Origin of the sequence: Maridesulfovibrio sp. (genome assembly GCF_965230075.1) — a bacterium.
Taxonomy (GTDB): Bacteria; Desulfobacterota; Desulfovibrionia; order Desulfovibrionales; family Desulfovibrionaceae; genus Maridesulfovibrio.
This window is the reverse complement of record NZ_OZ245945.1, coordinates 1,098,446-1,123,649: the sequence shown is the minus strand read 5'-3', so window position 1 is coordinate 1,123,649 and position 25,204 is coordinate 1,098,446. Positions and strand designations below refer to the sequence as shown.

At 48.2% G+C, this 25,204-nt stretch carries 21 protein-coding genes; 11 read left to right on the top strand and 10 right to left on the bottom strand.

Annotation, left to right across the window (positions count from 1 at the left end; genetic code table 11):
* The first annotated feature begins 2 nt into the window (after window positions 1-2).
* Window positions 3-1,022 (top strand): glycosyltransferase, encoded by a 1,020-nt coding sequence (locus tag ACO05Z_RS05010; RefSeq protein WP_421901076.1) that lies wholly within the window; start codon window positions 3-5, stop codon window positions 1,020-1,022.
* 172 nt (window positions 1,023-1,194) lie between these two features.
* Window positions 1,195-2,466, top strand: coding sequence for a phosphatidylserine decarboxylase family protein (locus tag ACO05Z_RS05005; RefSeq protein ID WP_421901075.1), 1,272 nt, complete (start codon window positions 1,195-1,197; stop codon window positions 2,464-2,466).
* A 43-nt stretch (window positions 2,467-2,509) separates the two neighbouring features.
* Here the strand turns inward: ACO05Z_RS05005 and ACO05Z_RS05000 are convergent, their stop codons facing one another.
* The 4 genes from ACO05Z_RS05000 to ACO05Z_RS04985 form a co-directional block, all read right to left on the bottom strand.
* On the bottom strand, window positions 2,510-3,199 hold the full coding sequence (locus ACO05Z_RS05000; protein ID WP_421901074.1) for a flagellar brake domain-containing protein: 690 nt from the start codon (window positions 3,197-3,199) through the stop codon (window positions 2,510-2,512).
* Between the two features lie 113 nt (window positions 3,200-3,312).
* The gene (locus ACO05Z_RS04995; protein ID WP_421901073.1) at window positions 3,313-4,083 is read right to left on the bottom strand and encodes an aminotransferase class IV; all 771 of its coding nucleotides are present in this window, start codon (window positions 4,081-4,083) and stop codon (window positions 3,313-3,315) included.
* Entirely contained in the window at window positions 4,080-5,369 is a 1,290-nt protein-coding gene (locus tag ACO05Z_RS04990) for a chorismate-binding protein (protein WP_421901072.1), read from the bottom strand. The genes ACO05Z_RS04995 and ACO05Z_RS04990 overlap by 4 nt, the downstream gene beginning before the upstream one ends.
* Complete coding sequence (locus tag ACO05Z_RS04985; protein WP_421901071.1) at window positions 5,335-5,886, bottom strand: aminodeoxychorismate/anthranilate synthase component II; 552 nt, start codon at window positions 5,884-5,886, stop codon at window positions 5,335-5,337. The genes ACO05Z_RS04990 and ACO05Z_RS04985 overlap by 35 nt, the downstream gene beginning before the upstream one ends.
* A 171-nt stretch (window positions 5,887-6,057) precedes the next feature.
* Here ACO05Z_RS04985 and ACO05Z_RS04980 point away from each other — a divergent pair, with 171 nt between their 5' ends.
* Both ACO05Z_RS04980 and ACO05Z_RS04975 read left to right on the top strand, forming a co-directional pair.
* Window positions 6,058-7,218: a pyridoxal phosphate-dependent aminotransferase gene (locus ACO05Z_RS04980; RefSeq protein ID WP_421901070.1), complete on the top strand. Its 1,161-nt coding sequence runs from the start codon at window positions 6,058-6,060 to the stop codon at window positions 7,216-7,218.
* A gap of 87 nt (window positions 7,219-7,305) precedes the next feature.
* The gene (locus ACO05Z_RS04975; RefSeq protein ID WP_421901069.1) at window positions 7,306-8,091 is read left to right on the top strand and encodes a hypothetical protein; all 786 of its coding nucleotides are present in this window, start codon (window positions 7,306-7,308) and stop codon (window positions 8,089-8,091) included.
* Window positions 8,092-8,152: 61 nt separating this feature from the next.
* Here ACO05Z_RS04975 and ACO05Z_RS04970 read toward each other — a convergent pair whose 3' ends face one another.
* On the bottom strand, window positions 8,153-11,269 hold the full coding sequence (locus ACO05Z_RS04970; protein WP_421901068.1) for an efflux RND transporter permease subunit: 3,117 nt from the start codon (window positions 11,267-11,269) through the stop codon (window positions 8,153-8,155).
* Between the two features lie 21 nt (window positions 11,270-11,290).
* Window positions 11,291-12,346 (bottom strand): efflux RND transporter periplasmic adaptor subunit, encoded by a 1,056-nt coding sequence (locus tag ACO05Z_RS04965; protein WP_421901067.1) that lies wholly within the window; start codon window positions 12,344-12,346, stop codon window positions 11,291-11,293.
* 240 nt (window positions 12,347-12,586) lie between these two features.
* Between ACO05Z_RS04965 and ACO05Z_RS04960 the strand changes: the two genes are divergently transcribed.
* The gene (locus tag ACO05Z_RS04960; RefSeq protein ID WP_421901066.1) at window positions 12,587-12,919 is read left to right on the top strand and encodes a hypothetical protein; all 333 of its coding nucleotides are present in this window, start codon (window positions 12,587-12,589) and stop codon (window positions 12,917-12,919) included.
* A 109-nt stretch (window positions 12,920-13,028) separates the two neighbouring features.
* Here ACO05Z_RS04960 and icd read toward each other — a convergent pair whose 3' ends face one another.
* Together icd and ACO05Z_RS04950 are read right to left on the bottom strand one after the other, a co-directional pair.
* On the bottom strand, window positions 13,029-14,174 hold the full coding sequence (icd, locus tag ACO05Z_RS04955) for an NADP-dependent isocitrate dehydrogenase (protein WP_421901065.1): 1,146 nt from the start codon (window positions 14,172-14,174) through the stop codon (window positions 13,029-13,031).
* A gap of 387 nt (window positions 14,175-14,561) precedes the next feature.
* Complete coding sequence (locus tag ACO05Z_RS04950; protein ID WP_421901064.1) at window positions 14,562-15,437, bottom strand: flagellin; 876 nt, start codon at window positions 15,435-15,437, stop codon at window positions 14,562-14,564.
* A 1,116-nt stretch (window positions 15,438-16,553) separates the two neighbouring features.
* Here ACO05Z_RS04950 and ACO05Z_RS04945 point away from each other — a divergent pair.
* Window positions 16,554-18,737, top strand: coding sequence for a PAS domain-containing sensor histidine kinase (locus ACO05Z_RS04945; RefSeq protein ID WP_421901063.1), 2,184 nt, complete (start codon window positions 16,554-16,556; stop codon window positions 18,735-18,737).
* A gap of 71 nt (window positions 18,738-18,808) precedes the next feature.
* Here ACO05Z_RS04945 and ACO05Z_RS04940 read toward each other — a convergent pair whose 3' ends face one another.
* A complete protein-coding gene (locus ACO05Z_RS04940) occupies window positions 18,809-19,936 on the bottom strand; it encodes a glycoside hydrolase family 3 protein (protein ID WP_421901062.1) in 1,128 nt (375 codons plus the stop codon).
* A gap of 160 nt (window positions 19,937-20,096) precedes the next feature.
* Between ACO05Z_RS04940 and ACO05Z_RS04935 the strand changes: the two genes are divergently transcribed.
* From ACO05Z_RS04935 to ACO05Z_RS04925, 3 genes are read left to right on the top strand one after another with little or no spacing between them, the layout of a single operon-like run.
* A complete protein-coding gene (locus ACO05Z_RS04935; protein ID WP_421901061.1) occupies window positions 20,097-20,714 on the top strand; it encodes a D-sedoheptulose 7-phosphate isomerase in 618 nt (205 codons plus the stop codon).
* A 26-nt stretch (window positions 20,715-20,740) separates the two neighbouring features.
* Window positions 20,741-21,154, top strand: a complete 414-nt coding sequence (locus ACO05Z_RS04930; RefSeq protein WP_421901060.1) for a response regulator — start codon at window positions 20,741-20,743, stop codon at window positions 21,152-21,154.
* Window positions 21,155-21,166: 12 nt separating this feature from the next.
* Entirely contained in the window at window positions 21,167-21,790 is a 624-nt protein-coding gene (locus ACO05Z_RS04925) for a LysE family translocator (protein ID WP_421901059.1), read from the top strand.
* A 3-nt stretch (window positions 21,791-21,793) separates the two neighbouring features.
* Here the strand turns inward: ACO05Z_RS04925 and ACO05Z_RS04920 are convergent, their stop codons facing one another.
* Window positions 21,794-22,072, bottom strand: coding sequence for a hypothetical protein (locus ACO05Z_RS04920; protein ID WP_421901058.1), 279 nt, complete (start codon window positions 22,070-22,072; stop codon window positions 21,794-21,796).
* A 73-nt stretch (window positions 22,073-22,145) separates the two neighbouring features.
* Between ACO05Z_RS04920 and ACO05Z_RS04915 the strand changes: the two genes are divergently transcribed.
* Window positions 22,146-22,574, top strand: coding sequence for a hypothetical protein (locus ACO05Z_RS04915; RefSeq protein ID WP_421901057.1), 429 nt, complete (start codon window positions 22,146-22,148; stop codon window positions 22,572-22,574).
* 138 nt (window positions 22,575-22,712) lie between these two features.
* Window positions 22,713-25,121, top strand: coding sequence for a Cache 3/Cache 2 fusion domain-containing protein (locus tag ACO05Z_RS04910; protein WP_421901055.1), 2,409 nt, complete (start codon window positions 22,713-22,715; stop codon window positions 25,119-25,121).
* The last annotated feature ends 83 nt before the right edge of the window (window positions 25,122-25,204 follow it).

Genomic DNA, 25,204 nt, shown 5'->3' with positions numbered 1-25,204 from the left:
GCATGAGCAGTCCCAAAGTCTCGGTAACCATGCCCTGCTACAATTGCGAGTCCACTGTAGGGGCAGCAATTGAAAGCATTTTAGGCCAGACCTTCGATGATCTCGAACTGGTTGCCGTGGATGATGGGTCCGCTGACAATACTGCTGAGATCCTCAAAGAATATGCCGCCCGTGATTCTCGTTTAAAACCAATCTTCCTTGAGCATCAGGGGGTGGTCGGCGCGGCCAATGCAGCCATTAACGCGGCTAGTGGTAGCTACATTGCGCGCATGGACGCTGACGACATGGCCCTGCCTGAACGCATTGCAAAGCAGGCTGACCTGCTGGACTGCGACCCTCATGTCGGTCTGACATCCTGCCGGGTTGGATTCGGCGGGGACCGCGAAAAGAACGGCGGCTACGCCCATTATGTGGATTGGATCAACACATTGGTTGACGCTGATGAAATTTCCCTGAACCGTTTTGTGGAGTTTCCTTTTGCCAACCCATCCATCATGATGCGCAAGGAACTCATTGAAAAACACGGCCCGTTCCGGGACGGTGATTTTCCTGAAGATTACGAACTGGTCCTGCGCTGGCTGGAAGCCGGGGTAAGAATGCGCAAGGTGGACGAAGAACTGCTCATCTGGAATGATCCACCGGACCGCTTATCCCGCAACCATCCCAAATATACAATCGAAGCCTTCTACCGCATCAAGAGCAAATACCTTTTCAACTGGCTGCGAAAGAAACTCGGCCCCAGCCCCAAAGTCGGTATTATCGGCTCCGGGCGCACCTCCCGCAAGCGCTACCAGATGTTAGAAAACCTCGGAGTAGAAACCGCCTTCTATGTGGATGTGGACCCGCGCAAGGTGGGTATGCTCATCCACGGCAAGAAAGTACTCCACCGCAATGAAATACCTGCAGCAGGAGAAACCTTCCTGCTCTCCTATGTTGCCAGTTGGGGCGCGCGTGACGAGGTTGCAGAATTCTTGGATGCACGCGGATATGTGATGGGACGGGACTATCTGTTGGTTTCATAGATAAAAAAACACCATTAAATAGATTGTTTTTTCAAGGACGGACCTGAGTTATCAAACTCGGGTCCGTCCTTTTTTACTAATCAAGCTTGGCAACATTATCTCCGGCAAGTTATAAAAGTAATGCTGTTCATTCATCTAATCTTTCCCTCAAAATTTAAGCCGGAGGTGGGACATGACATGTAATCGGTATTGGACAAAAAATCTTATAATCTTCTTTTGCAGCCTGATCCTCTGCTTTGGTCTTTGCGTACCAGCGAACGGAGCATCGCAGCGCACTGTTTCACAGGGTACTCCGCAACTCATTCCGGTCGTTCAAGAGTTCAAAGAACTTATTGAAAATGATCCCGAACTGCTCATGCTTTTCACACAGATGTTTGAAATGGTACCCGACAAAGCGAAGTTCAAAAACGATCCGGCGGGTAATCCGCAAATCCGCGACTACAAGCAGATGTTGCAAAAATTGAGTGAAATTTCACAGCAGGCACCGGAATTCAACACAACCGGGGTAGTTGGTTTTCCCATCAATGCAGTATTAAACTGGCCTATGGGAACCTCGGCCGGTACAAATGCGTTTTTAGACAGCAGAGTCAACACCCAGCTGAAGAAAATACTTAACCAGTGGGCCGTATTCCTTGGGTCACAGGATTCAAGGTATGTACTTAGCAAAGACCCGGAAAAAGGATGGTTTGGTCGAGATGCACAAAAGGCCATGCCCGGATTTGAAAAGGACTTTATCTGTGATCCAAGCAAGCCATACCATGGATTTAAATCCTGGGATGACTTCTTCACCCGCCAATATAGAGAAGGAAGGCGGCCAGTTGCTTCACCGAAAAACGATGCCGTTATTGCGAACGCCTGTGAGTCAGCACCTTTCAATCTGGCTAAGAATGTGAAGCTAAGGGATCAGTTCTGGATAAAGGGCCAGCCCTACTCGCTTTACCATATGCTCGACGGAGACCCGCTAACCGCACGGTTCGAAGGCGGCACCATCTATCAAGCATTTTTAAGTGCGCTAAGCTACCACCGTTGGCACAGCCCGGTTAGCGGCAAGATATTGAAGACTAAGCTGATTGATGGTTCGTACTATGCCCAGTCACCTACCGCCGGATTTGATCCGGCCAGCCCCAACAAATCCCAAGGCTATATCACGCAAGTAGCTGCCCGGGCACTTATCTTCATTGAAGCTGACAATCCGGATATCGGCTTAATGGCTGTCATGTTCGTCGGTATGGCAGAGGTTTCTTCCAACGAAATAACCGTTTATGAAGGGCAACATATAAATAAAGGTGACCAGCTGGGTATGTTTCATTTTGGCGGATCAACACACGTACTTATCTTCCAGCCCGGTGTAAATCTCGACTTTGACCTGCACGGTCAAACTCCCGGCCTGAAATCTACGAACATTCCTGTACGCTCACGCATAGCTACCGTTCGTAAACCTTAATAAAATATAATGCAGCCTTAGCTACTTAGCTGGGGCTGCACTTCTAAACAGATCCGGAATGCAAACTAAATGACTTGATAACCTGATCTAACAGGCCCTCTGTCCCACTCTTGAACTTGATAAATTTGAATCCAATGGAGACATTGCTCGAACCACTGACCATATTGCGAACGACCCCGGAACCACTGATCTCCGGGCCATCACCATTCATCTTGAATGAAAAATCCGCTGTCAGCTCACGTCCCATATTAAAAAAGATATTACCATCAGGAAGGGTAAACGAAATCCTGCCTCCCCCCTTTGAAATATCTTTGAAAACTCCCTGCAACTCTGTTCCCTTATAAACAATACTCACAGGTTGGAAACACTCAACACGCTCATTCTTGCGTAAGCTGACTTTCTCAAAGGACTCAGGGTAACTTAGATAAAGAATTGGGTAAGGGTACTTCATTACTCTTGTCACTGTTGAGCGGAAACCGCATATAACGCAATCCTTGCATTTCGCCCTGACAGTAACATCCGGATCATCAGCCAAAATCCGCTGATATTCTCTTTCCCTTAAAGCCGGAAGCCAGACTGAAAGGAACACACCGGATTTAAAACCTACGACCTCACCCCAAAGGCGCTCCTGAGTTGTAAATAATTCAATATTAACACTCTCACCTTGCTGAAGCCCAAGATTATCAAAAGAACCGCACGAAAGAACTGTAAATTTAGTATTACCTGCAACCATCCTGATTCCCACCATGTTTCAACAAAAATTTGCCCGACCAGAAGCGACGTTAATATACACTTTATAAGCTCACATCTCGCAATCTATATAGGGCCTAATGGAAAAATATCACATTATAATTTTAGCTCTAGAATTTCGGAACTTAATTCGTCTGCCAAGATAAAATCAGGTTCAAATATAACTTCACCGATTGCGGTGACAGGAATCATGCCCCCCAGAGAATTAAGAGCGTAGGCATGATCAAACTGCTCAATTTGTGACAGATTGATCTCTGCTCCGTCAATCTCGATATGTCTGGCTGCAACAATCTGGGCTGTTCCGGGCAGTTTGAAATCAGTCTGCGGTTCAAAAAAAGCATCCCCTACCCGGAACAAAAGCGAAGCAAAAGAAGACTCAAGGACATTACCAGCGAAATCCTGAAGAAGAGCATCGTCAAAACCGTCAGCCTGTGCGGTCTTCCAAGCATTGAGATAATCCATACGGTTGGTGGATTTGTGCGCCATGAGCGGAGTAAGAAAGATGTGCTGGTTTGGCCTGAGAGTCCAAGAACGGTGCGGCACATACTCAAAAGGAATCGCACAGACGATGGGTAAAGTAAGCCCCTGCTCTACCGGAAAAAAGATATTAACCCGCGCAAATTCATTTTCAAGACCATTCGCTTTGACAACTTCCCGGATGACTGTTTCATAATCAAGCGATTCTTCAGCAACATTGAACTCAGCAAGGCTTTTGCGCGCCCGCTGCAGATGCAGGTCCAAATGACAAATTTTGCTTCCATTCCAGCAGAGGGTCTCGAAAAATCCGTATCCGGTCCTAAAAGCGGGCTGGGCAAAATCAAGACGGACTTCATCTTCAAGCAATTCTCCATTTCTGAAATAAATCATACAGACTCCGGGTCTAAAATTTTGCCGGCTTTGGCGATTGTTTCCCTGTACTCCGCTTCAGGGTTGGAATCAATGACAATGCCGCTTCCGGCCCAGTAATCAAGTTCTTTTGTCTCCCGGTTATAAACAGCAGTTCTGATGGGGATTGAAGCGACCATATCCTGCGGCCCCATGATGAGCACGATGCTGCCGCAATAAGGACCGCGAACATGCGGCTCAAGCTTATCGATAAGCTCCATGGAGCTTTTCTTGGGACACCCGGTGATTGAGCCGCCGGGGAATGCGTTTAAAAGCAGGTCAATGCAATCCCGTCCATCAGCCAATTCACCGCGCACCCGGCTGAACATCTGCAAAAGATTGTCCACCGCAAATACGGACTTATGGTCCTCAACTACCACTGAACCGTAACGGCAATCAGCAGAGATATCGTTACGGATCAAATCCACGATCATAGAAAGTTCGGAATCCTCTTTTACTGAACTTTGCAGCGAGCGGACCAGTTCCTCTGAATACTCATCAAAACGCTGAGTGCCCTTGATAGGTTCAGAAAGCACGCAGCCATTTTCTACTCTTAAAAACAGCTCGGGAGAAGTGGATACCACCACTTTTTCACCACTACTGAACAGTGCGTAATAAGCAGCAGGGTAACTTTTATGAAGTGCGAAAAACCAGAGCACAGGATCAAGATCCCCACCAGCCATGGTCAAACGAGTGGTTAGATTGAGCTGATAAGTCAGGCCGTCACGGATGAACTCAAGAGTGCGGGCAACTCCTTCTTCATATCCCTGTTTATCTAGGGACATACGGATATCTTTTTCAGCAAAAGAGGGTAATTCGACATCAGGAACGCCCCCATTTTGGGGAATAGAATCGACAATTACTGACCGATAAGTTTCATCAGAACAAAGAAGACTCAGGGACGAATTACCACCGTCATGAATCAGCACCGCGCGATACTTTTTCAAATGTAGAAACGGGAACTCAGCAGCCTTGCAACTCTCCACTCCACGCAATTCATGTCCGAGTTCATAAGACAGATAGCCGATAACGGGACCATCTCCTGTAAAGCAGAACTCTTTCATCTGTGCACTGACCTCTGCGCCGGAAACACCGGGGTGAAGCAGAAGTTCATCCTGCGGGTCAATGCCCAGATAACTTATACAGGAATCAGAAAATTTCGGGGAACCGAGCAGCACATCCGCTTCCTGCTCGCATACAAAATGATATGCGATTTCCCGAAAGCGCTCAAAACTACAAGAGTCCAAAATGATGGAGGGCGAATTCAATGAAAACTCCGGGGTGCTCGGTTAAAAATGATTCGGGGTGGAATTGATAGCCCAGCAGGGGCAAACTTTCATGAACCACAGCCATGGGAACTTGTGCACTATTCTCGCTGAGTAGTTGCAAGCCCTGACCTAAATGCGCGCAATACAGAGAATGGTAACGGGCAACGGCCAGATTTCGCCCGTCAAAATCAATTCGCTCGGTACGTCCATGAAAACAGCCGTCCAGCCTTGCAGTGCGTCCGCCGAAATATTCATTTATGACCTGCATGCCAAGGCAGACACCCAATACAGGCAGGTGTGACTCTATAACCCGCCCATAGCCCGGATAATCGGCAGGGCAGCCCGGACCGGGAGAAATAATGATCAAAGAGTACGCGCTGAAATCAAAAGCCTCAGCATTTCCCAGAACTTCTGCATAGGGAAGCACAGCAATCCGCGCCCCGGCAATCTCGCTGGCCAGCAGATGCTCAAGGTTGTTGGTAAAGCTGTCGTTATTATCGATGAGTAGTATATTCATGGTCTGTGGCGGGTATTTACTTCATCGAGGACCGGGACACAAGCATGATAATTTTATTCAAAACCACCTTGTTGCGCTCAAACGATTCAAAATGTATATGACCATATAGCCTTACAAAAATCCCACCATCTAATAGCGCGTAGCGCCTCATATCCCCTCTTGGAGCATAACATGGACTGTATTTCAAAAAGAGCCTGTGAGATTACCCCTTTCTTAGTCATGGACGTGCTGGAAAAAGCACAGGAACTGGAACGGCAGGGCCGCAGCATCATCCATATGGAAATCGGCGAGCCGGACTTCGACACCCCGGAATGCGTCAAGCAAGCCTGCATCAAAGCCATGGAAGCCGGCGAAACACACTACACCCACAGCCTTGGCATTCCCGAACTGCGCGAAGCAATCAGCAAATATTACAAGGACACCTACGACGTAGTTGTTGATCCGGGCCGGGTCATCATCACCCAAGGCACCTCCCCGGCCATGCTGCTGCTCTTTACCTTTATTCTGGATCAGGGCGACAACATCATTGTCTCCGACCCCTGTTATGCCTGCTACAGTAACTTTATTTCATTCTCCGGAGCTGAGGCCAACAGCATCCGCACTTTTGAGGAAGACGGCTTCCAATACCGCCCGGAGGCAATCAAAAAGGCGATCAACGAAAGTACCAAAGCAATCCTGATCAACTCCCCCTCCAACCCCACCGGAACCTTGCTTTCCCCGGAACGTATGGAAAAGATCGTCAAAATGGGACCGTGGATTATTTCTGATGAAATCTACCACGGCCTTGTCTACGGGGAGAAAGAACATACAATCCTTGAATACACGGATAAAGCATTCGTGCTCAACGGCTTCTCCAAGCTTTTCGCCATGACCGGGTGGCGGCTGGGCTACATCATCGCCCCGGAAAAATACGTACGCCCCATGCAGAAGCTCTGTCAGAATTTCTTCATCTCCGCCAACTCCATGGCCCAGCATGCCGGGGTGGCTGCGCTGACCGAATCATGGGACGAAGTCAACCGCATCAGAGGAATTTACGATGAACGCCGCAAATTCCTGATCAAACGCCTGCGCGAGATAGGCTTTGAAATAAAAGTCGAACCCACCGGAGCATTCTACGTGCTGGTCAACATGAAACACCTAGCAGCAAAATTCGAAGGCAGTTCCCTCAAACTGGCTTTCGATATCCTCGAAAAGGCCGGAATCGGGGTAACCCCTGGAATCGACTTCGGTGAAGGAGCCGAGGGTTTTATTCGCCTTTCCTACGCCAATTCCATGGAGAACCTTGCAGAGGGGATGGATAGATTGGAAAGATATGTGAAGGAAAACAGTTAAGCTTTAACAACTTTTTACTCTTATTAACTTGATACTCTTTAAACTGATTGCTTTATAGTAGGCCCCAAAAACAGGAACTAATTCATCATGAAAAAAACATATCTTGCACTACTGACAATCATATTTGCATTACTGGCTGGATGCACTGCGAACAGCAATTCCATGAAAAGGCAGGGTCCGCCATCAATGCCTGCCCCGGCTGAGACAAAAACTATTACAATCAACAATATAGATTTCAGAGTAGACAGTACTTACAGTTTCTTTACATGGGCAAACCTTCCTGCAGATGTTCCGGTAACGAGACTGCCATTGAAAAGCTTCACTAATGTGGATGGAGCAACTCACGAATATGAAGTTATTTTCGTCAAGAAGGGAAACCTGAACTGGTATCAGGCAGCCAAACTGGCGGAAGATGCTGGTGGATATCTGGCTTCCATCACCAGTGAACAGGAAAACGACTTTGTGTTCAGTCTCGTTGATGATGAAAAATATTTCTGGAAATTCCCACGCTACGACGGCCGATCCCCTATGAATCATCATGAAATCAAAATTGGGCCCTTCTTAGGGGGCTATCAACCTGAGGGATCTCCCGAACCTGCTGGAAACTGGCTCTGGCTATCCGGAGAGAAATGGAAATATGAAAATTGGGCAAAAGATTTGGGAGACGGCGTTGTGGACAAAGACCCACGCAACAATTCCCAGCCCAATGATTCCGGTCACTCAGGTTTTGGACAGCGGGTGATGGGATTCGGCGAAATGAACAAGCCGGTCCCCACATGGGGGGACTACATGGATGATGTAGGAACATACGGTCGCCAACGCACTCCGGGACGCTGCTACGCATTCATTATCGAATATCCTGCCAACAAATAGAAAACACAAAAGCCCTGCGAATTATAATTCACAGGGCTTTTTTTATATCAAACAGAATTTGCTATGCCTCAGCCTTCCCGCTCCCAATCTTCTCCATTTTGATGAAGAACATGAGCAGGGCCGGGATCATGAACACGGTAAAGACCGTAGACAGAGCCAGACCGCCGAGAACTACTGCGCCGAGTCCTCGGTAAAGTTCGGAACCGGGACCGGGGGCGATTGCCAGCGGGAGCATACCGAAGATGGATGTTGTGGCTGACATGTAAATGGGTCGCAGCCTTGAGCGGGTCGCTTCCAGCACTGCTTCGCGGTGCTCCATGCCCTCGAAACGCACGTTATTCAAGGACTGGTGCACGATGAGGATCGCGTTGTTAACAACAACACCAATCAGGATAACGAAACCGAGCATGGTCAGCACGTCCAGCGGCTGTGGCGCAATAAACAGGTTCTCCAGCTTCAAGCCGAGGAATCCACCAGCACCTGCCAACGGCACGGTCAGCAGGATGATGAACGGGTAAATGAAGTTACCGAACAGCGCCGCCATGAGCAGATAGGTGATGACCACCGCCAACAGGAAGTTCCACTGCATGGCCTCACGGGTCTGGGTCAGCTTGTCAGCCGCACCGGACATACGCACGTTCACGCCGTCCATAAGTCCCATTTCCTTGACCTTGGGGATGAGCTCGTTCTGGACGATGTCCATGGCCTGTTCAAGAGGCATGCTTTTGGGCGGAGTGATCTGGAGGGTTACAGTCCTCTGGCGCTCAAGGTGGCGAATCTGGGTGATACCGTATGTCCGTTCCAGATGGGAAAGGGAAGAGACCGGAACCGCCCAGCCCTGCGGGGTTGCCACAAGGGATTCATAAAGGTCTTCCGGGGTTCCAACCCGTTTCTCAGAAGCCATGAGCTTCAGGTCAATTTTCTTTTTACCTTCTTCCTTAAAATCACCGATCTTGCGACCATCCATGAGAACATCAAGCGCCTCACCAAGTTCTTGGCTGGACATACCTGCCGCACGCAAACGGTCACGCTCGGGAACTATACGAACTTCGGGATAAAGCATTTCAAGGGACGGAATAGGCCGAACCTGCCCGCCGGGAATTGCCTGATGCGCCATGCCGAACATCGTTCCGGCAGCAGCCATGAGCTTTGGAAGTTCCGGCCCGCTGAAATCAACGGCAACCATACGCCCTTTACCAAGGCCTGTTTCAAAAATGGAAGCCTGAAGGCTGACCCCGAACATGCCGGGGATTGAATTCATGATCCGGTTAAAAAGCGGGATCAGGTCAGCCGGACGCTCCTCGTCACCTGAACTGGCACCGAAAAGGTTGATATCGGGGGCGGAGACATAGAAGATCTGCTCAATTGAGGGGAAACCATCCTTTTCCTCCTTAAGATGCGGAGCTGCCTGCGCGGCAATATATTCACCGATAGATTCGCGTTCTTCAAAGGAAAGCCCCGGCGGCGGGATGAGGATGGACAAAATAAAATTCCTGTTCCCCTGCGGTAAGTATTCCATCTTCGGGAAGAAGGAAATCACCAGTAAGGCTGAAGCCGCTACCAGAATCGCTACAGTTGAAAGACGTGTAGCCCAGTTACGAATGGCAAGACTGAGCAAGCCCATAATCGCATCGGAAAACTTGGAACCGATTCCGGTAAGGACGTTCTTTTTGGTTTTCTTTTCACGCTTGGAAAAGGAGTAGAACTGCTTGGCCAGCATGGGAATTACTGAGATGGACACAAACAAGGACAAGGAAATAGCGCAGGTAACCGCGATAGCGATATCCTTAAACAACTGCCCTGCTTCTTCTTCAATAAAAATAACCGGGAGGAATACCGCAACGGTGGTCAGGGTCGAAGCCAGAACTGCGCCCCAGACCTCGCTGGCGCCGTCATAGGCTGCCCGGTAAGGGCGCTTGCCCATACCGCGGTGACGGTCAATATTTTCAAGGACAACAATGGCGTTATCCACCAGCATACCTACCGCAAACGAAATACCGGACATACTGACTATGTTCAGTGTCCGGCCCAGTCCTCCGAAAACAATGAATGACCCGACAACAGATATGGGAATAGCGATGGCAACAATGATGGTAGCGGAAAAAGACTGCAAAAAGATGAGCAGCACTATAACCGCCAGCACACCACCGATGATAATGTTCTGTTTTACGAGATCGATTGCACCGTTGATGTAAGGGGCCTGGTCATAAACCCAATCTAGGAAGACCCCTTTCTTGGCAAGCACTCCTGCGTTAAGTTCCTCCACAACCTTGCGAACGTTCTTGGTCACTTCCAGAACGTTGGAACCGGGTTCAGGCTTAACCCCGACAGCAATACCGGGAACACCGTTATGAAGCATGGCAACGGTCTGCTTCTCAAAACCGGGAACAACCTTGCCCACATCGCCGATGGTCACCCTCTGCTGACCGGAGGAAGTGATAACAACACTCTCGACTTCCTCGGGACTCTTGAATTCAGATGTAGTGCGGATGCGGTAATCACGACGCCCTACACCGAGGTTACCGGCGGAAACGTTGGCGTTCTCACTTTGCAGTACTTCGGTGACCTTATCGATGGTCAGGTTGTAAGCAGCCAGCTTTTCCGGGGCGATGATGATATGCATTTCATTTTCAGTACCGCCGCCGATGAACAGGTCCGCGACACCATCCACGCGCTCAAGGTACTGACGCACATCATCTTCAAAGTAAGTAGCAAATTCATTAATATGCTGTTTATTATCCGGCAGTGTGCGCAGGATCATCCAGATAACCGGAGATGCAGAAGCACCGGTAGCCGAGATAATCGGACGGTCTGAATCTGAGGGATATTTCTTAACCTCGTTCAGCTTGTTGGAAACCCTGAGCAGGGCATCATCAATGTCCGTACCGATTTTGAAACGCAGGGAAATACGCCCGAAGCTGTCAAAGCACTCGGACTCCATCTCCATAAGTCCCGTTACACCCTTGAGCACTTTTTCCTGCTCTTCAATGATATCGCGTTCGATCTCATAAGGGGTAGCCCCGGTCCATGAGGTTTCAACGGTAATTTCCGGTTCGGTTACGGACGGTGAAAGCTGGTACGGCAGACCGGAAAGGGCCAGACCACCGAAAAGAACCAGCAGGATAACCCCCACCAGCACCGAAACGGGCTTTTCAATTGAAAATTTTACAAAATCCATGAATTACTCCGGCCCGTCGGGCTAAATATTATCAATAACCACGGGCTGTCCGGGCCTGAGCCTTTCATTACCCTTAGTGACTATATCCATTCCGGCCTTAAGACCCTTGCCACGAACTCCGGCATTCATACCTTTAAAGCCAACCACCTGTACGGGAAACGGCTGAGCCTTACCGTCAATTACACCGACAACCATGGTTGTGCCGTGCAAGGTGATTACTGCATCACGGGGGACGACAACAGTTTCGCTGGCCAGACCGTTAGGCAGGGAAACACGGGCTTCCATACCCTGCTTGAAGCCGTTCTTGCTGATGATTCTAATCTTTACCGGGAAGGTACGGCTGGCAACATCACCACGGGGAATAACAGCAAAGACCTTACCTTTATATTCTTTGCTTCCGGCTGTGATACCCACTTCAAGTCCGGGCTTGACCACCTGCGCAACATCCTGCGGGACGTTAACCACAACATCGTAACTGGTGTTCATGCCCAGCTTGACCACATCGGCACCTACAGAAAGCCATTCGCCGAGATAGACAGAGCGCTTGAGCACGATGCCGTCAAAAGGAGCACGTATTGTTTTCTTAGAAAGCTGAATCTGAAGGCGGCGGAGCTTTGCCTGAGAGGACGCAAGCTCACTTTCCATAGCAATGGCTTTGAAGCGCTTGGAATCGTATTCACCCTCATGAACAGAACCACTCTTGAAAAGCTTGGTAATACGCTGGTCATCGCGCTTGGCAAGATCATAGTTAGCCTTGGATTCGGCATAGGCGGCTTTAGCAGCGCGGATTTCTGTATTGAGCAGATCGGAACTGAGCCTGATCAACACATCACCTTTTCTAACAATATCACCTTCTTCCACTTCAACCTTCACGATCTTACCGCTGACCTCGGATGCAACATCGGAAGTCTCGGAAAAATAAACAGTACCAATATATGAAGATTCAGGCGCGACCTGTCCGGCAAAGGACTTTGATGTCGCCACATGGGCAGGTGGCATCTGGGGGTCCTTTTTCTCAGCAGCGAGAACTGGGCAGGAGGAAAGTATGAAAATCAAAAAAAATATTATCCGTTGCATAGATCTGCTCCGATATGAATTATAACTTTATTTCCGACGGGCACACTGTACGTGAGATCCGAGTATAGTCAACTGAGATCGTATCTCAATTATATAAGTATATACTCACCTGCTCTACCCAAAACAGGAACAGATTAAAAAAACTACACACTCATGAATTTATAATATACTCTCCCGGCAATAGCTCGGCATACTCAATCAGACGACTTCCAAACTCAGAAAAACCTTGATCGGAATACTATGAAAAGACTGTTCATCCCAATATTACTGGCTCTTGTTTTTCTTGCAGCCGGAAAAGCCGAAGCCCTGACCATACAGAATAAATGTAAATATCCTGTGGCAGGATCTGTTACTATTGCGGAAAGCAATGTCAGCGTTGCCCAATTCAGACTTATCCCCGGTCAAAAAAAGCGGCTGCTCAAGGGATTTAATAAGATGCAACTCATTGTGCGCACCATCCCTGATGTCTATGACGTTAAAATGCTTGAAATAACGTCTACTGAAGTAGACAACCCGGACAGCCACATAGAGCTTAAACAATCACCTAAAGGCATTAAATTTAAAGTGGAATAAATTTAACAATCCATCAAGTTACAATAAAAAAAGCCCTCCCCGCGCATACGCATGGGGAGGGCTTAATACTTTCAGTCTCAATATACTGGTAAGTCCTTTCAGCTACTTACTACAGATTAGCGAGAATAATCTCACCGAACTCTTTACAACCGACCTGCTCAGCACCGCTGATCTGACTTGCCAGATCCACAGTAACCTTCTTGGCGGCCAGAGCTTTTTCAACGGAATTCTTGATCAGGACAGCCGCTTCGCCCATACCGTTGTTTTCCAGCAGCATGGCACCGGAAAGCAGGATACTGCCGGGGTTGGCAAGGTCCTTGCCTGCGATAGTCGGTGCGGTTCCGTGGGTTGCTTCGTAAATGGCAAGCTTGTCACCCATGTTAACGCCCGGAGCAAGACCGAGGCCGCCGACCTGAGCGGCAAGAGCATCAGAAAGATAGTCACCGTTAAGGTTGGTGGTGGCGACCACGCTGTACTGTTCAGGACGCATGAGCAGTTCCTGAAACATCGCATCGGCAATGCGGTCATTGATGACAACCTTACCGGCTGCATCTTCGCCTTCTTTAACTACTTTTCCGGCATATTCTTCCTCAGCAAGATCATAGCCCCACTGACGGAAACCGCCCTCGGTGAACTTCATGATGTTGCCCTTGTGAACCAGAGTTACGGATTCACGGTTCTGGTCAATAGCGTAATCAATAGCCCTGCGAACCAGACGTTTGGAACCTGCGGGAGTAATGGGCTTGATGCCGACACCGGCTGTGGGGTCGATCTTGGCACCCATTTCATCCACCAGAAAATCAATTACCCTTTTCGCTTCAGGGGATGCGGAGCTCCACTCGATACCGGCGTAAACGTCCTCGGTATTCTCACGAAAAACAACGATATCGACCAGATCGGGACGTTTTACCGGGGATTCAATTCCTTCAAAGTAACGGATGGGACGAATACAGGCGTAGAGATCAAACACCTGTCTCAAAGTAACGTTAAGAGAGCGGATGCCTTTACCTACCGGAGTCTGCAGGGGGCCTTTGATAGCCAGTTCGGCTTTGGCAAGAGTGTCGAGGGTCTCCTGCGGCAGGTATTCACCAGTTTCAGCGTAGGCTTTTTCCCCGGCAAGGAGTTCGGTCCATTCAATCTTTTTCTCTCCGCCGTAGGCTTTTTCAAGAGCGGCATCAATTACCGGGCGGGCGGCACCCCAAACTTCAGGGCCAATACCGTCACCTTCAATGAAGTATACTGTTTTTGTAGACAAAATGATCTCCTTAAATCATAGGCACAGCTCCGGCTCCTTACGACTGTGCAATGGATTGTGCTAGGCGGGCTGGACGGATTTTTTCGAGTTATTGCGTAAACTGAAAAGAGGAACCGGATGGCTTCCGTCCGCGGGCTGGACAAAAGGCAGGAATGTATCTGCATTTCTGGATTCAGGCCGGAGATATACGACGTTATTGCAAAAAAGTAAAGATAGAGACTCGAAACACACACCTCAACACCATGGTTCGCAAAAAGATTAAAAAAAGGAATTTTAATCAAAACGAAGCATACACCACAGCAGATTATTCACAATTAGTCATAAAGCGAAAAGGGAGGCCCGGTAACCGGACCTCCCTTTCTGAGTGATTTATACTCACCTGTGTTATTAGCCACCGATGAGCTGCATTGCCATCCTGGGCATACCGTTTGCCTGGGAAAGCATGGCTACTGCGGACTGGGTAAGAATCTGGTTCCTGGTGAACTCAGTCATTTCAGTCGCAACGTCAACGTCGGAAATGCGGGATTCCGAAGCCTGGACGTTTTCAGCCTGGATTGAGAGGTTGGTAATGGTGTTTTCCAGTCTGTTCTGGAGCGCACCGAGGTTTGCGCGAATCTTATCCTTGGAGATAATTGCATTCTGCAACTTATCAAGTGATTCCTGAGCGAGCGCCTGAGTGGAGATGGAGTTACCGGCAGCAAGACCAACACCGAGAGCGGAAGCTGTGGAGGTTCCGATAGAGATGTAGTAGTAGTCCTCTGCGGAATCGTTACCGGTACCGAAGTGGACCTTGACCTTACCGGTAGACTTCAAGCCGGCACCGCTGTGAGAACCTGAAACGTTACCGTTAAGCAGGTGGATTCCGTTGAAGTCGGTCGCATTCGCGATACGGGTAATTTCTGAAGCCATTGCCTGATATTCAGAGTCGATAATAAGACGCTGGTCAGAGTTGTAGGTACCGGTTGCGGCCTGAGTTGCAAGTTCCTTCATACGGATGAGCTTTTCATCGATAACACCGAGAGCTCCATCAGCAGTCTGGATCATGGAGATGGCGTCGTTAGCGTTACGGATACCCTGATTCAGGGATTTAACATCTGCACGCATGAGTTCGCGAATTGCCAGACCTGCAGCATCATCAGCTGCGGTTCCAACACGAAGCCCTGAAGACAGGCGACGGGTTGATACACCGAGGTTGCCATATGATTCCTGCAAGTTACGGCTTGCGTTCATTGCCATCAAGTTGTGATTAATTACGAGCGACATAATAATTCCTCCTTGAATTATCTATAAAATTCGCCTGAGTGGTTCCATCCACTCCGACCTTTTACTGGTTAAATTTTCAGTACAAAATCCGCTTGAATTCTTACTGCATAAAATACCCTCCGGAACAGTTCGACTTACGGCCCACGGCCTTGCAGCCCGGATAACCACCGACACTTCATTTTGAGCATCTTCGGGCATTACCTGCATATGGACTCACGCAGGTGTCCGCTTAATCTTTGGTTAAGACGCGGGACTCCTATTTGAGTCCGCGACTCTGTACAGGCACGGCCATGCGACGGCGATTCTCACATGTCCCGTTATGGGAAATATTCTCTATGCGGAGTAACTCCGCACATTACCAACCTCCGAGAATCAACTCGGCCAAATGCCTTTGTATGCTCATGGAATTATCGGCTTCTGCTTTCCGGCTACACCCCCTTGTTAATTGGATACAGGTTTACTCTGCCGTAAAGGTTGCAATGGGTGTGCCTGACTTTTCTGTGCCGTTTATTTATTTACAAAAAGAATACACAAGAGACTGTTTAGATTGGTTTTTTAAAAACGAATCTTTCTTAATACAAAATTAGAAACAACCAGAAGGAAGGACAGGAGGAAAGTTCTGCCTTATACGAAGAGGAAAATCTTTCCTAACTTTTGGGGGGTAGAAAATGTTTACAGGATCATATTTCGAATATATGACCCAAAAAAACAGTTCAGCCATAACGCCTAAAAAAAGCCTACTCAGGACAAATCATATCTTTCATGAAAATAAGAAGCATTCACAGACTAAATAGCCGAATAAGAAATTATCTCTGCCTTTTTCTGACAATATTCATTGCAAGCTCTCTCTGCTCATCAATTCTTTTCTCATGGTCCGTATCTAAAGATGTAGACGGAAAGGCATCAACTTGGGCAAACTATCTGGTAGAAAGAATCGCGTTCCTTGAAACTGTGGTTACCTCAAGGGCAACTTTCGATCATGGCCTATCTATTTTAAGGGTAACACCGACAGGTGAAGTGGTTAACACGCGTCCTTTTCCGATCGAAATAAAATCCATCGCTGAATCTCCCATTTTTCAAGAAGTGAAAGATTTTCACCCGGGCCAGTCACTTCTCATGAGACAGCTCGAAAGTGACACATCCGAGCACAACGATATCTATCTCATCCAACGTCTGGATCACAGCTTTGCCATCGCCAAAGTCCCCTCGGAGAGCCTTCTTCCAGTATCGCCCAATGATACGGAATTATACATCAACGACAGAAATGGCAACAACCTCTACCACTCTGAAAACTGTTACTTTCCCAACGCTTACCGAATAGGCAGCCTGTTTTTCTCTAACTACCGCATCTTTTTAACAGCAAAAGGCAAAGTTTCGGATTTCGGCGGTCTATCAATAACTGTTGCCAAGAATATCTCCACTGAATTTTACGCAGGCTTGTTGCTGTTGGCATTTACCGCAGTATGCTTGGGAATACTGGCCAAAAGGTCTGCCTTTCTGACTTGGGATCTTGATAAGAACGAACAGGATTTTATCAGGATCAACAATCTGCTGAAAACGGTTGCAGCTGAACCCAGCGAGAAACTCAGCCACCTTTCAACAATTCAAGATATTGCCCAACGCATCCGGAGGATAAACTGGGACAATGAAGCACGCAGAATGTCCTTCATTGAAAACAGAAACTACATTACTGCCACAGGTTTTTTCTCCGGTAAAATACTTAGACTGCTTGATGAAGTTGCTTCACATTCCCAGCAACTAACTCGATCACGCAAGGAATATCATGACCTTGTACATACTGCCCGCAGCATCATTTTAAGAATTAACCGCAACGGGATGTGCACTTTTTTTAATGAATATGCCCAGACTTTTTTTGGATTTTCCGAGGAAGAAATTCTTGGCAAGAGTGTAATCGGAACACTGATCCCCAAAACGGAAAAAGGCGAGTCCGACCTCGAACGGATGGTCCATGAACTGACTCTCGCCCCCGAAGATTTTCCGGTCAACACCAACCTTAATACACGCAAAGACGGCAGCGAGGTATGGGTTTACTGGACCAATAGCCCGATCATTAATGATAAGGGCGAACTTACGGAAATACTCTGCGTAGGGACAGACATTACCAAGCGCAAAAAAATAGAGACAGAACTCCAAAACACAAGAAACTATATTCGCAACATAATTGATTCCATGCCTTCGGTAATTATCGGGGTTGACAGTCAGACACGAATCACCCATTTCAACACCGCGGCCCAGCAACTGGCTGTTCTTCCCAAGGAAGAGATTGAAGGGGCTGAAGTAGAAGAAGCTTTTCCGCCTCTTGGTAAATACGCATACAGCATCACTCAAGCCATAGAAACCGGAATTCTCGAAACAGGCATACGCACTCAAGGGATGACAGACCCCAACAGCCATCAGGACATCATCATCTACCCGCTCAACGACGGCATGAAAGGGGCGGTAATCAGAATTGACGACGCCACTGAACGGGTTCAGATCGACGAAATGATGATCCAGACAGAGAAAATGATGTCCATAGGCGGACTTGCTGCCGGCATGGCCCATGAAATCAACAACCCGCTTGGTGGAATCCTTCAAGGTATTCAAAATATTGTCCGCCGGATGTCTCCCGACCTTCCGGCCAACCTTAAAGCTGCGGAAAAGGCGGGATGCTCAATTGATTCAATCATTAGTTACATGGAAGACCGCAAGATAATCAAAACTCTGAACGGAATAACCGACTCAGGCGTACGTGCAGCTTCTATTGTTTCCGGAATGCTTGAATTCAGCCGTAAGAGTGATTCCCGCAAGGCACCGGGTGACCTGCGCAAGATTATGGACAAAGCATCCACCCTCGCTGCGCAGGATTACGACCCGATAAAGGGATACGATTTCAAAAAAATCACCATGCTCAAGGATTATGACGACAACCTGAGATTGACTCCCTGCACTGCCACCGAAATCGAGCAGGTATTCCTGAACCTGTTGCGCAACTCAGCACAAGCCATGAACGATTGGCCGGATATGGGGGACTCACCTGTCATTTCGATTAAAATCCGCAATGAACGGGACATGGTAAGATGCACAGTCTCGGATAATGGCCCGGGTATGGACGAAACCACCCGCAAAAGGGTCTTCGAACCTTTTTATACAACCAAAGCACCGGGGACAGGTACCGGGCTGGGACTCTCTGTCTCATACTTCATCATCACCCAGAATCACCATGGGATATTCCAAGTGGACTCCTCACCCGGCAAAGGGACGACATTCACAATCCAGCTTCCAATCGCCAAAAATTAAAAATTGCCCTGAAAATCCGACTCGGACTTTCAGGGCTTCTTATTTAACACGCCAAAACTGCTAAAATAATATCAGCCTTTATTCTTAGCTCTCATCTCCTGCTTAACATGCATGATCCGCTCATAAGACTGCCTGATCCTGCGTTCAGTAATCTTGCCGTCGTGAACCAGTTGCTTAAGCGTTGAAACGGCCTTAGCACCCAGTCCGGGTTCATAAATGAGGTTATTGCCGAAAAGCAGGATATCGGCCCCGGCCTTAACCGCCCTGTAGATGCCTTCCTCAAAACCATATTCACCGCTGACCGCCTGCATCTGCATATCGTCGGTAACAACTACACCCTTAAAACCGAGTTTACGACGCAACAGGCCTTGAATCACCTTGCGGGAAAGAGTTGCCGGGTACTTACGGTCCCAGCGGGAATTAAAGATATGCGCTGTCATAACCATATCCGCTTTGTTGTCGCTGACTATTTTCTGAAACGGATAAAGTTCGCTGGGGTCCCAGGAATCAGTCACATCGGTAAAACCAAGATGGGAGTCGCCATGGGAACTGCCGTGCCCCGGAAAATGTTTCAGGCATGAGATAATACCTTCAGAATGCAGGCCATCAATATATGACTCTGCAAACCGGGCCACTATGCGTGGATCATCAGAAAAGCTACGCTGCAAGGCTGCAACTACAGGATTGGCCGCATTGCGGTTCACATCCACAACCGGGGCGAAATTCATGTTGATCCCGGCAGTCTTCAAAGTCTGCCCGATTGTCTGCCCTGCCCTGAATGCTGCCTGCGTATCTCCGCTATTTCCAAGTTCAGCTGCAGAAGGAGTTTCGGGAAAGCCCATCTCTCCGGTCAGCCTTTTGATTATGCCTCCCTCCTGATCAATGGAGATAAACAACGGGACCTCGGCATAGCTTTGCAGATCGGAAGTAAGCTTTGCCAACTGGACCGGATTGGCAATATTACGAACAGTGCTATTCAGGGCACAATCCTTACTGAAAAGGATCACCCCTCCGACACGGGCATCACTGATGTCACGGACAACCGGATTATCTGCACTCAGCTCCAATCCCCGAAATCCGACCATAACCATCTGCCCGATCATGATGTCCAACTCCGAAGTACGGGAAGCGCTGTTCTTCAGGGAACATCCGCTGAAAATCATGAAAATAAACATTAAAATAAATATTATTTTTCTCAATGGGAGCTCCATCTTTTTTTGAATGCAGAATAAAAAAAACATGTTATAGTGAGCATTCTGCAATTTATCAAGAACGGCAAGAATGTTGCCACCGCTAATGATTTCCTATAAACGGGTTTCTCCACTTGCTTATAATGAATTGCAAACAGAAGGAAAATGAATGTCCCAGACAGCACTGCAGAAAGTAGTTGAACATGCCCGTGCCGGACTTGAAGTCCGGGAATCTTTTTTTGAGCAATACTCCCAGCTGGTGGTTGATGTTTCCAAAGCATTGGCCGTTCGCCTCGCCCTCGGTTCCAAGATTCTCTTTTGCGGAAACGGTGGAAGCGCGGCAGACTGCCAGCACTTAGCGGCGGAACTGGTTAACAGGTTCAAACTGGAACGCCCGCCCCTGCCCGGAATTGCCCTGACTACAGACTCCTCAATCCTTACCGCCATCGGTAATGACTATTCATATGAAATGGTTTTTGAGAAACAGGTTCAGGCACTGGGACAGCCCGGTGATGTACTTATCGGTATCAGCACATCCGGCACCAGCCCCAACGTAATCAGTGCCCTTAAAGAAGCAAAACGCAAAGGCATGGTTACCGTAGGCATGACCGGCATCAGCGCAGGCGAAATGCTGCCTATTTGCGACCACATTATCAGCGTCCCCAGCAAGGACACTGCCGTCATTCAGGAAGTCCACATCGCTGTGGGACACCTGTTCTGCCATCTTATCGACCACTTTCTGTTTGAAGCCGTCGGTGAACTTGAACCATACCTCAGCGGAGAATAGGTAAACTCCAGCAAACGAGCAACAGCATGCAGATTCTTATAGTCGAAGACAGCAACACCAGCAGAATGTATCTTAAGGAAATCCTTAGGATAATCACTGAAAAACTTGATGAAAAAAGCATAGATTGCGCTGTCTGCGGCGAGGATGCCCTGGAAAAATTTGAGCATAGATGGCTTGAAGGAAATCCCTACGACCTTATCTTCATGGACATAATCCTGCCCGGTATGGACGGATTGCAGACCCTTGAAAAAATCAGGGCTATTGAGCAGACCAAACAAATTCCAGAAGAGCGCAAGGTTAAAGCAATCATGACTACCGCTCTTGATGACAGCACCAAAGCTTCACGTGCATTTTTCCAATGTGAAGCCTTATCGTACATTACCAAACCTATAACTGAAGAAAAAATTCAGGCTGAACTCAATAAATTCGGCCTTCTTTAAAGGAATTGGACAATGGATGCACTGACCATGGCTTTTATCCCGGTTGCGGCAATTCTGACCATCACCCCCGGTTCAGACACTATGCTGGTGGTCAACAATACCCTGACCCGCTCCACTGCGGACGGACTCTGCACTGTGGCCGGGATCAACGCAGGCCTGCTTATCCATGCCCTTGCCTCAGCACTGGGACTGTCCATGATCCTCATGAATTCCGCTACCGCCTTTGAAATGGTCAAGCTTGCCGGTGCGCTGTACATTATCTTTCTGGGCATTCAGTCCCTGCGCAGCAGCAGAAGAAACGAAGAAACGGAATTCTCTGCCAAGCCGTGCAGCAAAGGCATCTCCGCCTCCATCCGTGAAGGCTTTCTGACTAACGTGCTCAATCCCAAAGTAGCGGTGTTCTACCTTGCCCTGTTGCCCCAATTCATTTCACCCGGAGAATCAATTCTGCGCCAGTCCATGTTGCTCATGGCTATCCACTTCAGCATGGGTATAATCTGGTTCAGCTTTGTAACCCTTGCTCTAGGCAAAATGCGCCACCTGATTTCCGGCGGTAAATTCAAGAAAAGGCTGGAAGCCCTTTCCGGCGTTGTTTTTATCGGCTTGGGCTTAAAAATGGCCCTTGCCAAAAACTAGCACCTATTCAAATTCCCTTGCCACACGCAAGTTAAGACCGGAATCTTCCAAATCACGGGCAACCCCTTCCGCCCTTCCCCGGTCAGGGCAGACGCGGAGCACAAGCTGTGCGCATTTGGCCTCATCATAAACCCAGACATTCTCGTCCAGCTCTATCCCGGCTTCATTTACCCTGCGTAGCAGTTCTGCACGGCAATGCTCTCTTTGGTCAAAAGCCTCTTCGTCAAAATCTTCTCCAACAGCCAGAACCCACCATTGACCTGTCTTTTGTAGACTACTCATTTTTTCCTCCTTTCTATTATCCTGAATAAGAGCAACAACTTGCCCCTCAAGCTCGCAGGTGCTAAACTTAACCATGTTATTTTCTAAATTCATACCTTCTTCCAGCATAAAAAACAAAATAGCACTAGGAGCAGCTTTGTTGGTCATTGCCGGATATTTCTTCATTCCATACAAGGAGATCAGGCTTGAACGAATAAGAGCCTTTGGGGAAAATAAGGTTATAGGTATAGTTATTGAAAAAAACAGCCGAATAAGCGAACATAATTTCAATCACAAAGAAAAAAAACGTCAGACCGTCAGGTATCGCTTTATTGATCCTTCCGGTTTGCCCAGAGAAAGAACAGCTGCTGTACAAAGCGCATTTTGGAGGAGGATTTCACAAGGGGATAGTGTAGTTGTGTATTATGCCAAAGCCGCGCCGGGGGTGTCTCGCATTGAACATGAACAGGAAAATGCAGTGGTCCGGCTTTTAGCCAAGTTTTCACGGGGCAATACACATTAATTCATGCCGAATAACTCAATGTCCTGAAGAACTGCATCTCACAGTTCTTAATCATATTTTGAGCCAGTTCCTGCACGCGAAGAGGGAAGCCGCAAACAAGACTGGCAAACGTATCTAACTTTGGATCAGGGAGAGAGCATGTTAAAGAAGCTGGCATTTCAAACTAAACTTATGCTTGGAGCAGTATCAATCGTTCTGGCTACGATCATATTCATGACCGGAATCAACCTGTATAAAGTACAGGGTTCGCTTCACCATCTGGGTCAAACATCCATGAAATCTATCGCTGACAGCGTTCATTCACTCATGGAAATGCAAAATGACATCCTCATGGATAAGGTGAAAGCAGATATCGATATTCTGGATAAAAAAATATTTTCACTCGGCTTTCCAAAGCTCAACAAACGCCATCCCATTGAAACCACCATCACTAACCAGGTTACCAAACAAAGTGAGTCCGTAACCATCCCCAGCCTCGAATTCGGCGGAATTCCAGTCAACAACAAGTACGATATCGTTGACGACCTCAAAAAGGAAATCGGCGGAACAGCCACTATATTTCAAGTCCTCCCCGGCAAACTGCTGCGTATATCGACCAACGTGCTCAAGCTTGATGGTAACCGGGCCACCGGCACTTATATTCCCGACTCAAGCCCGGTATATAAAGCAGTTATGTCCGGTAAGACTTTTTATGGCATGGCATATGTTGTTAACGCATGGTACATCACCGCCTACAAACCGCTGACCGACCTGCGCGGCAATATTGTCAGTGTCATCTATGTGGGACGCAAGATAATTACTGAGGCCTTCAAGAAGTCCGTACTGGCTTCCAATGTCGGCGGAAAAGGGTATGCAACCATTTTCAACCAACAAGGCGATGTAATGCTCCACCCGACACTGACGGGCAAAAACTTGAGCGACGCTCCCTTCTGGAAAAGTTTCGAAAATGTTGAAGACGGGGAAATTGAATATCAGTTAGACGGAACAGAGAAAGTCGCTTACATCACCTTCTTCAAACCATGGAAATGGTCTTTCGCCTTCATGATGAACAAATCGGACATGTCCCACGGCGTGGACCGCGACATCTTCATTACCAACGTCATCATTGCCGTAATTGCTCTTTCCATAGCTGCCATCATCCTGCTCCTGATGATCAAAACAACCACTAAGCCACTACAGCAACTCTCTGACTTTACTGCCAAAGTATCAGAGGGTGATTACGATTCAGAACTTGAATACGCAGCAGATGACGTGGTAGGCCGAACCATCAATTCAGTTAAACACATGGTCTTCGAGCTGAAGAACAAGCTGGGTTTTTCCAGCGGGCTGCTCAGCGGTCTGACCCTGCCCTGCGTTGTTGTGGACCTCGACAAGAAGGTTTCCTTCATCAACCAGCATATCCTTGATCAATTCGGATTGAGCGGTAATCCTGATAGCTATATCGGAAAACGCTGCAACGACCAGATCACTATTCAAACCATTCAGGACACCATTGACCGCTGCCTGAAAGAAGAAAGCAGTTTCTCTGAAATTGAGATACAAGGACACACCGCAAGCGGTAAAGAATTCTACGCCATCATCGACGTAGCCCCGCTGCATGACCTTGATAAACAGCTCATCGGTGCCTTCATGGTCATGAATGACATCACAACCATTAAGGAAAACGAAAAAGCCATTACCGCCCAGCGTGACACTATCGCTGAGACTGCAAGAGATGCTGACGAAATCTCCGACCAGCTTGCTTCTGCCGCGGATGAGCTTTCCGCTCAGGTTGATGAATCCCGCCGGGGTGCGGAAGTCCAGCAGCAGCGAGCCAGTGAGACTGCCACTGCCATGGACCAGATGAACGCCACCGTTATGGAAGTTGCCCGCAATGCAGGTGAAGCTTCTGAAAATGCCCGCACAACGAAAGAAAAGGCTGTGGAAGGTCAGGAGCTTGTCGGGCTGGTTGTCACCTCCATTCAGGCCCTTGAGCAGAATTCTGAAGAACTCAAATCAAGCATGGAAGAACTCGGACAACGCACCGACTCCATCGGGCAGGTCATGAATGTAATTACTGACATTGCAGACCAGACCAACCTGCTGGCCCTCAACGCTGCAATTGAAGCAGCACGTGCAGGGGAAGCTGGACGCGGATTCGCAGTTGTTGCAGACGAAGTACGCAAACTGGCTGAAAAAACAATGGATGCAACCAAGGAAGTAGGTGAAGCCATCACTTCTATTCAGGAAAGCACCAGAACAAACATCAGTGCAACTGAAAACGCCGTTCAATCCATTGTAAAATCAACAGACCTTGCCTCGAAATCAGGCGATGCACTTGATGAAATCGTGCAGATGGTGGAAACCTCCGCAGACCAGATTGAAGGCATTGCCGCGGCAGCAGAAGAACAGTCGGCATCAAGTGAACAGATCAGCCGCGCCACTGAAGAGATTAACGAAATCTCAGCAGAAGCAGCTGAAACCACAGTCCAGTCAGCAATGGCTATCTCTGAAGTTGCGGAACTGGCTTCCAAGATCAAGGAACTGATCAGAAATATGCAATCATAAGGCTGGCAACAAACTGAATCTCAAGGCGGTCCTCAATAAGGGGGCCGCCTTTTTTTATGCGCATGTTTATTGACCCGGTAAAA

Coding starts and splice junctions, on each gene's coding strand:
- ACO05Z_RS04935 (WP_421901061.1), top strand. CDS start 20,097: ATGTCCCAGACAGCACTGCAGAAAGTAGTTGAACATGCCCGTGCCGGA.
- ACO05Z_RS04910 (WP_421901055.1), top strand. CDS start 22,713: ATGTTAAAGAAGCTGGCATTTCAAACTAAACTTATGCTTGGAGCAGTA.
- ACO05Z_RS04985 (WP_421901071.1), bottom strand. CDS start 5,886: ATGAATATACTACTCATCGATAATAACGACAGCTTTACCAACAACCTT.
- ACO05Z_RS04920 (WP_421901058.1), bottom strand. CDS start 22,072: ATGAGTAGTCTACAAAAGACAGGTCAATGGTGGGTTCTGGCTGTTGGA.
- ACO05Z_RS04915 (WP_421901057.1), top strand. CDS start 22,146: ATGTTATTTTCTAAATTCATACCTTCTTCCAGCATAAAAAACAAAATA.
- ACO05Z_RS04995 (WP_421901073.1), bottom strand. CDS start 4,083: ATGATTTATTTCAGAAATGGAGAATTGCTTGAAGATGAAGTCCGTCTT.
- ACO05Z_RS04970 (WP_421901068.1), bottom strand. CDS start 11,269: ATGGATTTTGTAAAATTTTCAATTGAAAAGCCCGTTTCGGTGCTGGTG.
- ACO05Z_RS05005 (WP_421901075.1), top strand. CDS start 1,195: ATGACATGTAATCGGTATTGGACAAAAAATCTTATAATCTTCTTTTGC.
- ACO05Z_RS04930 (WP_421901060.1), top strand. CDS start 20,741: ATGCAGATTCTTATAGTCGAAGACAGCAACACCAGCAGAATGTATCTT.
- ACO05Z_RS04950 (WP_421901064.1), bottom strand. CDS start 15,437: ATGTCGCTCGTAATTAATCACAACTTGATGGCAATGAACGCAAGCCGT.
- ACO05Z_RS04975 (WP_421901069.1), top strand. CDS start 7,306: ATGAAAAAAACATATCTTGCACTACTGACAATCATATTTGCATTACTG.
- ACO05Z_RS04965 (WP_421901067.1), bottom strand. CDS start 12,346: ATGCAACGGATAATATTTTTTTTGATTTTCATACTTTCCTCCTGCCCA.
- ACO05Z_RS05010 (WP_421901076.1), top strand. CDS start 3: ATGAGCAGTCCCAAAGTCTCGGTAACCATGCCCTGCTACAATTGCGAG.
- ACO05Z_RS05000 (WP_421901074.1), bottom strand. CDS start 3,199: ATGGTTGCAGGTAATACTAAATTTACAGTTCTTTCGTGCGGTTCTTTT.
- ACO05Z_RS04960 (WP_421901066.1), top strand. CDS start 12,587: ATGAAAAGACTGTTCATCCCAATATTACTGGCTCTTGTTTTTCTTGCA.
- ACO05Z_RS04945 (WP_421901063.1), top strand. CDS start 16,554: ATGAGACAGCTCGAAAGTGACACATCCGAGCACAACGATATCTATCTC.
- ACO05Z_RS04980 (WP_421901070.1), top strand. CDS start 6,058: ATGGACTGTATTTCAAAAAGAGCCTGTGAGATTACCCCTTTCTTAGTC.
- ACO05Z_RS04925 (WP_421901059.1), top strand. CDS start 21,167: ATGGATGCACTGACCATGGCTTTTATCCCGGTTGCGGCAATTCTGACC.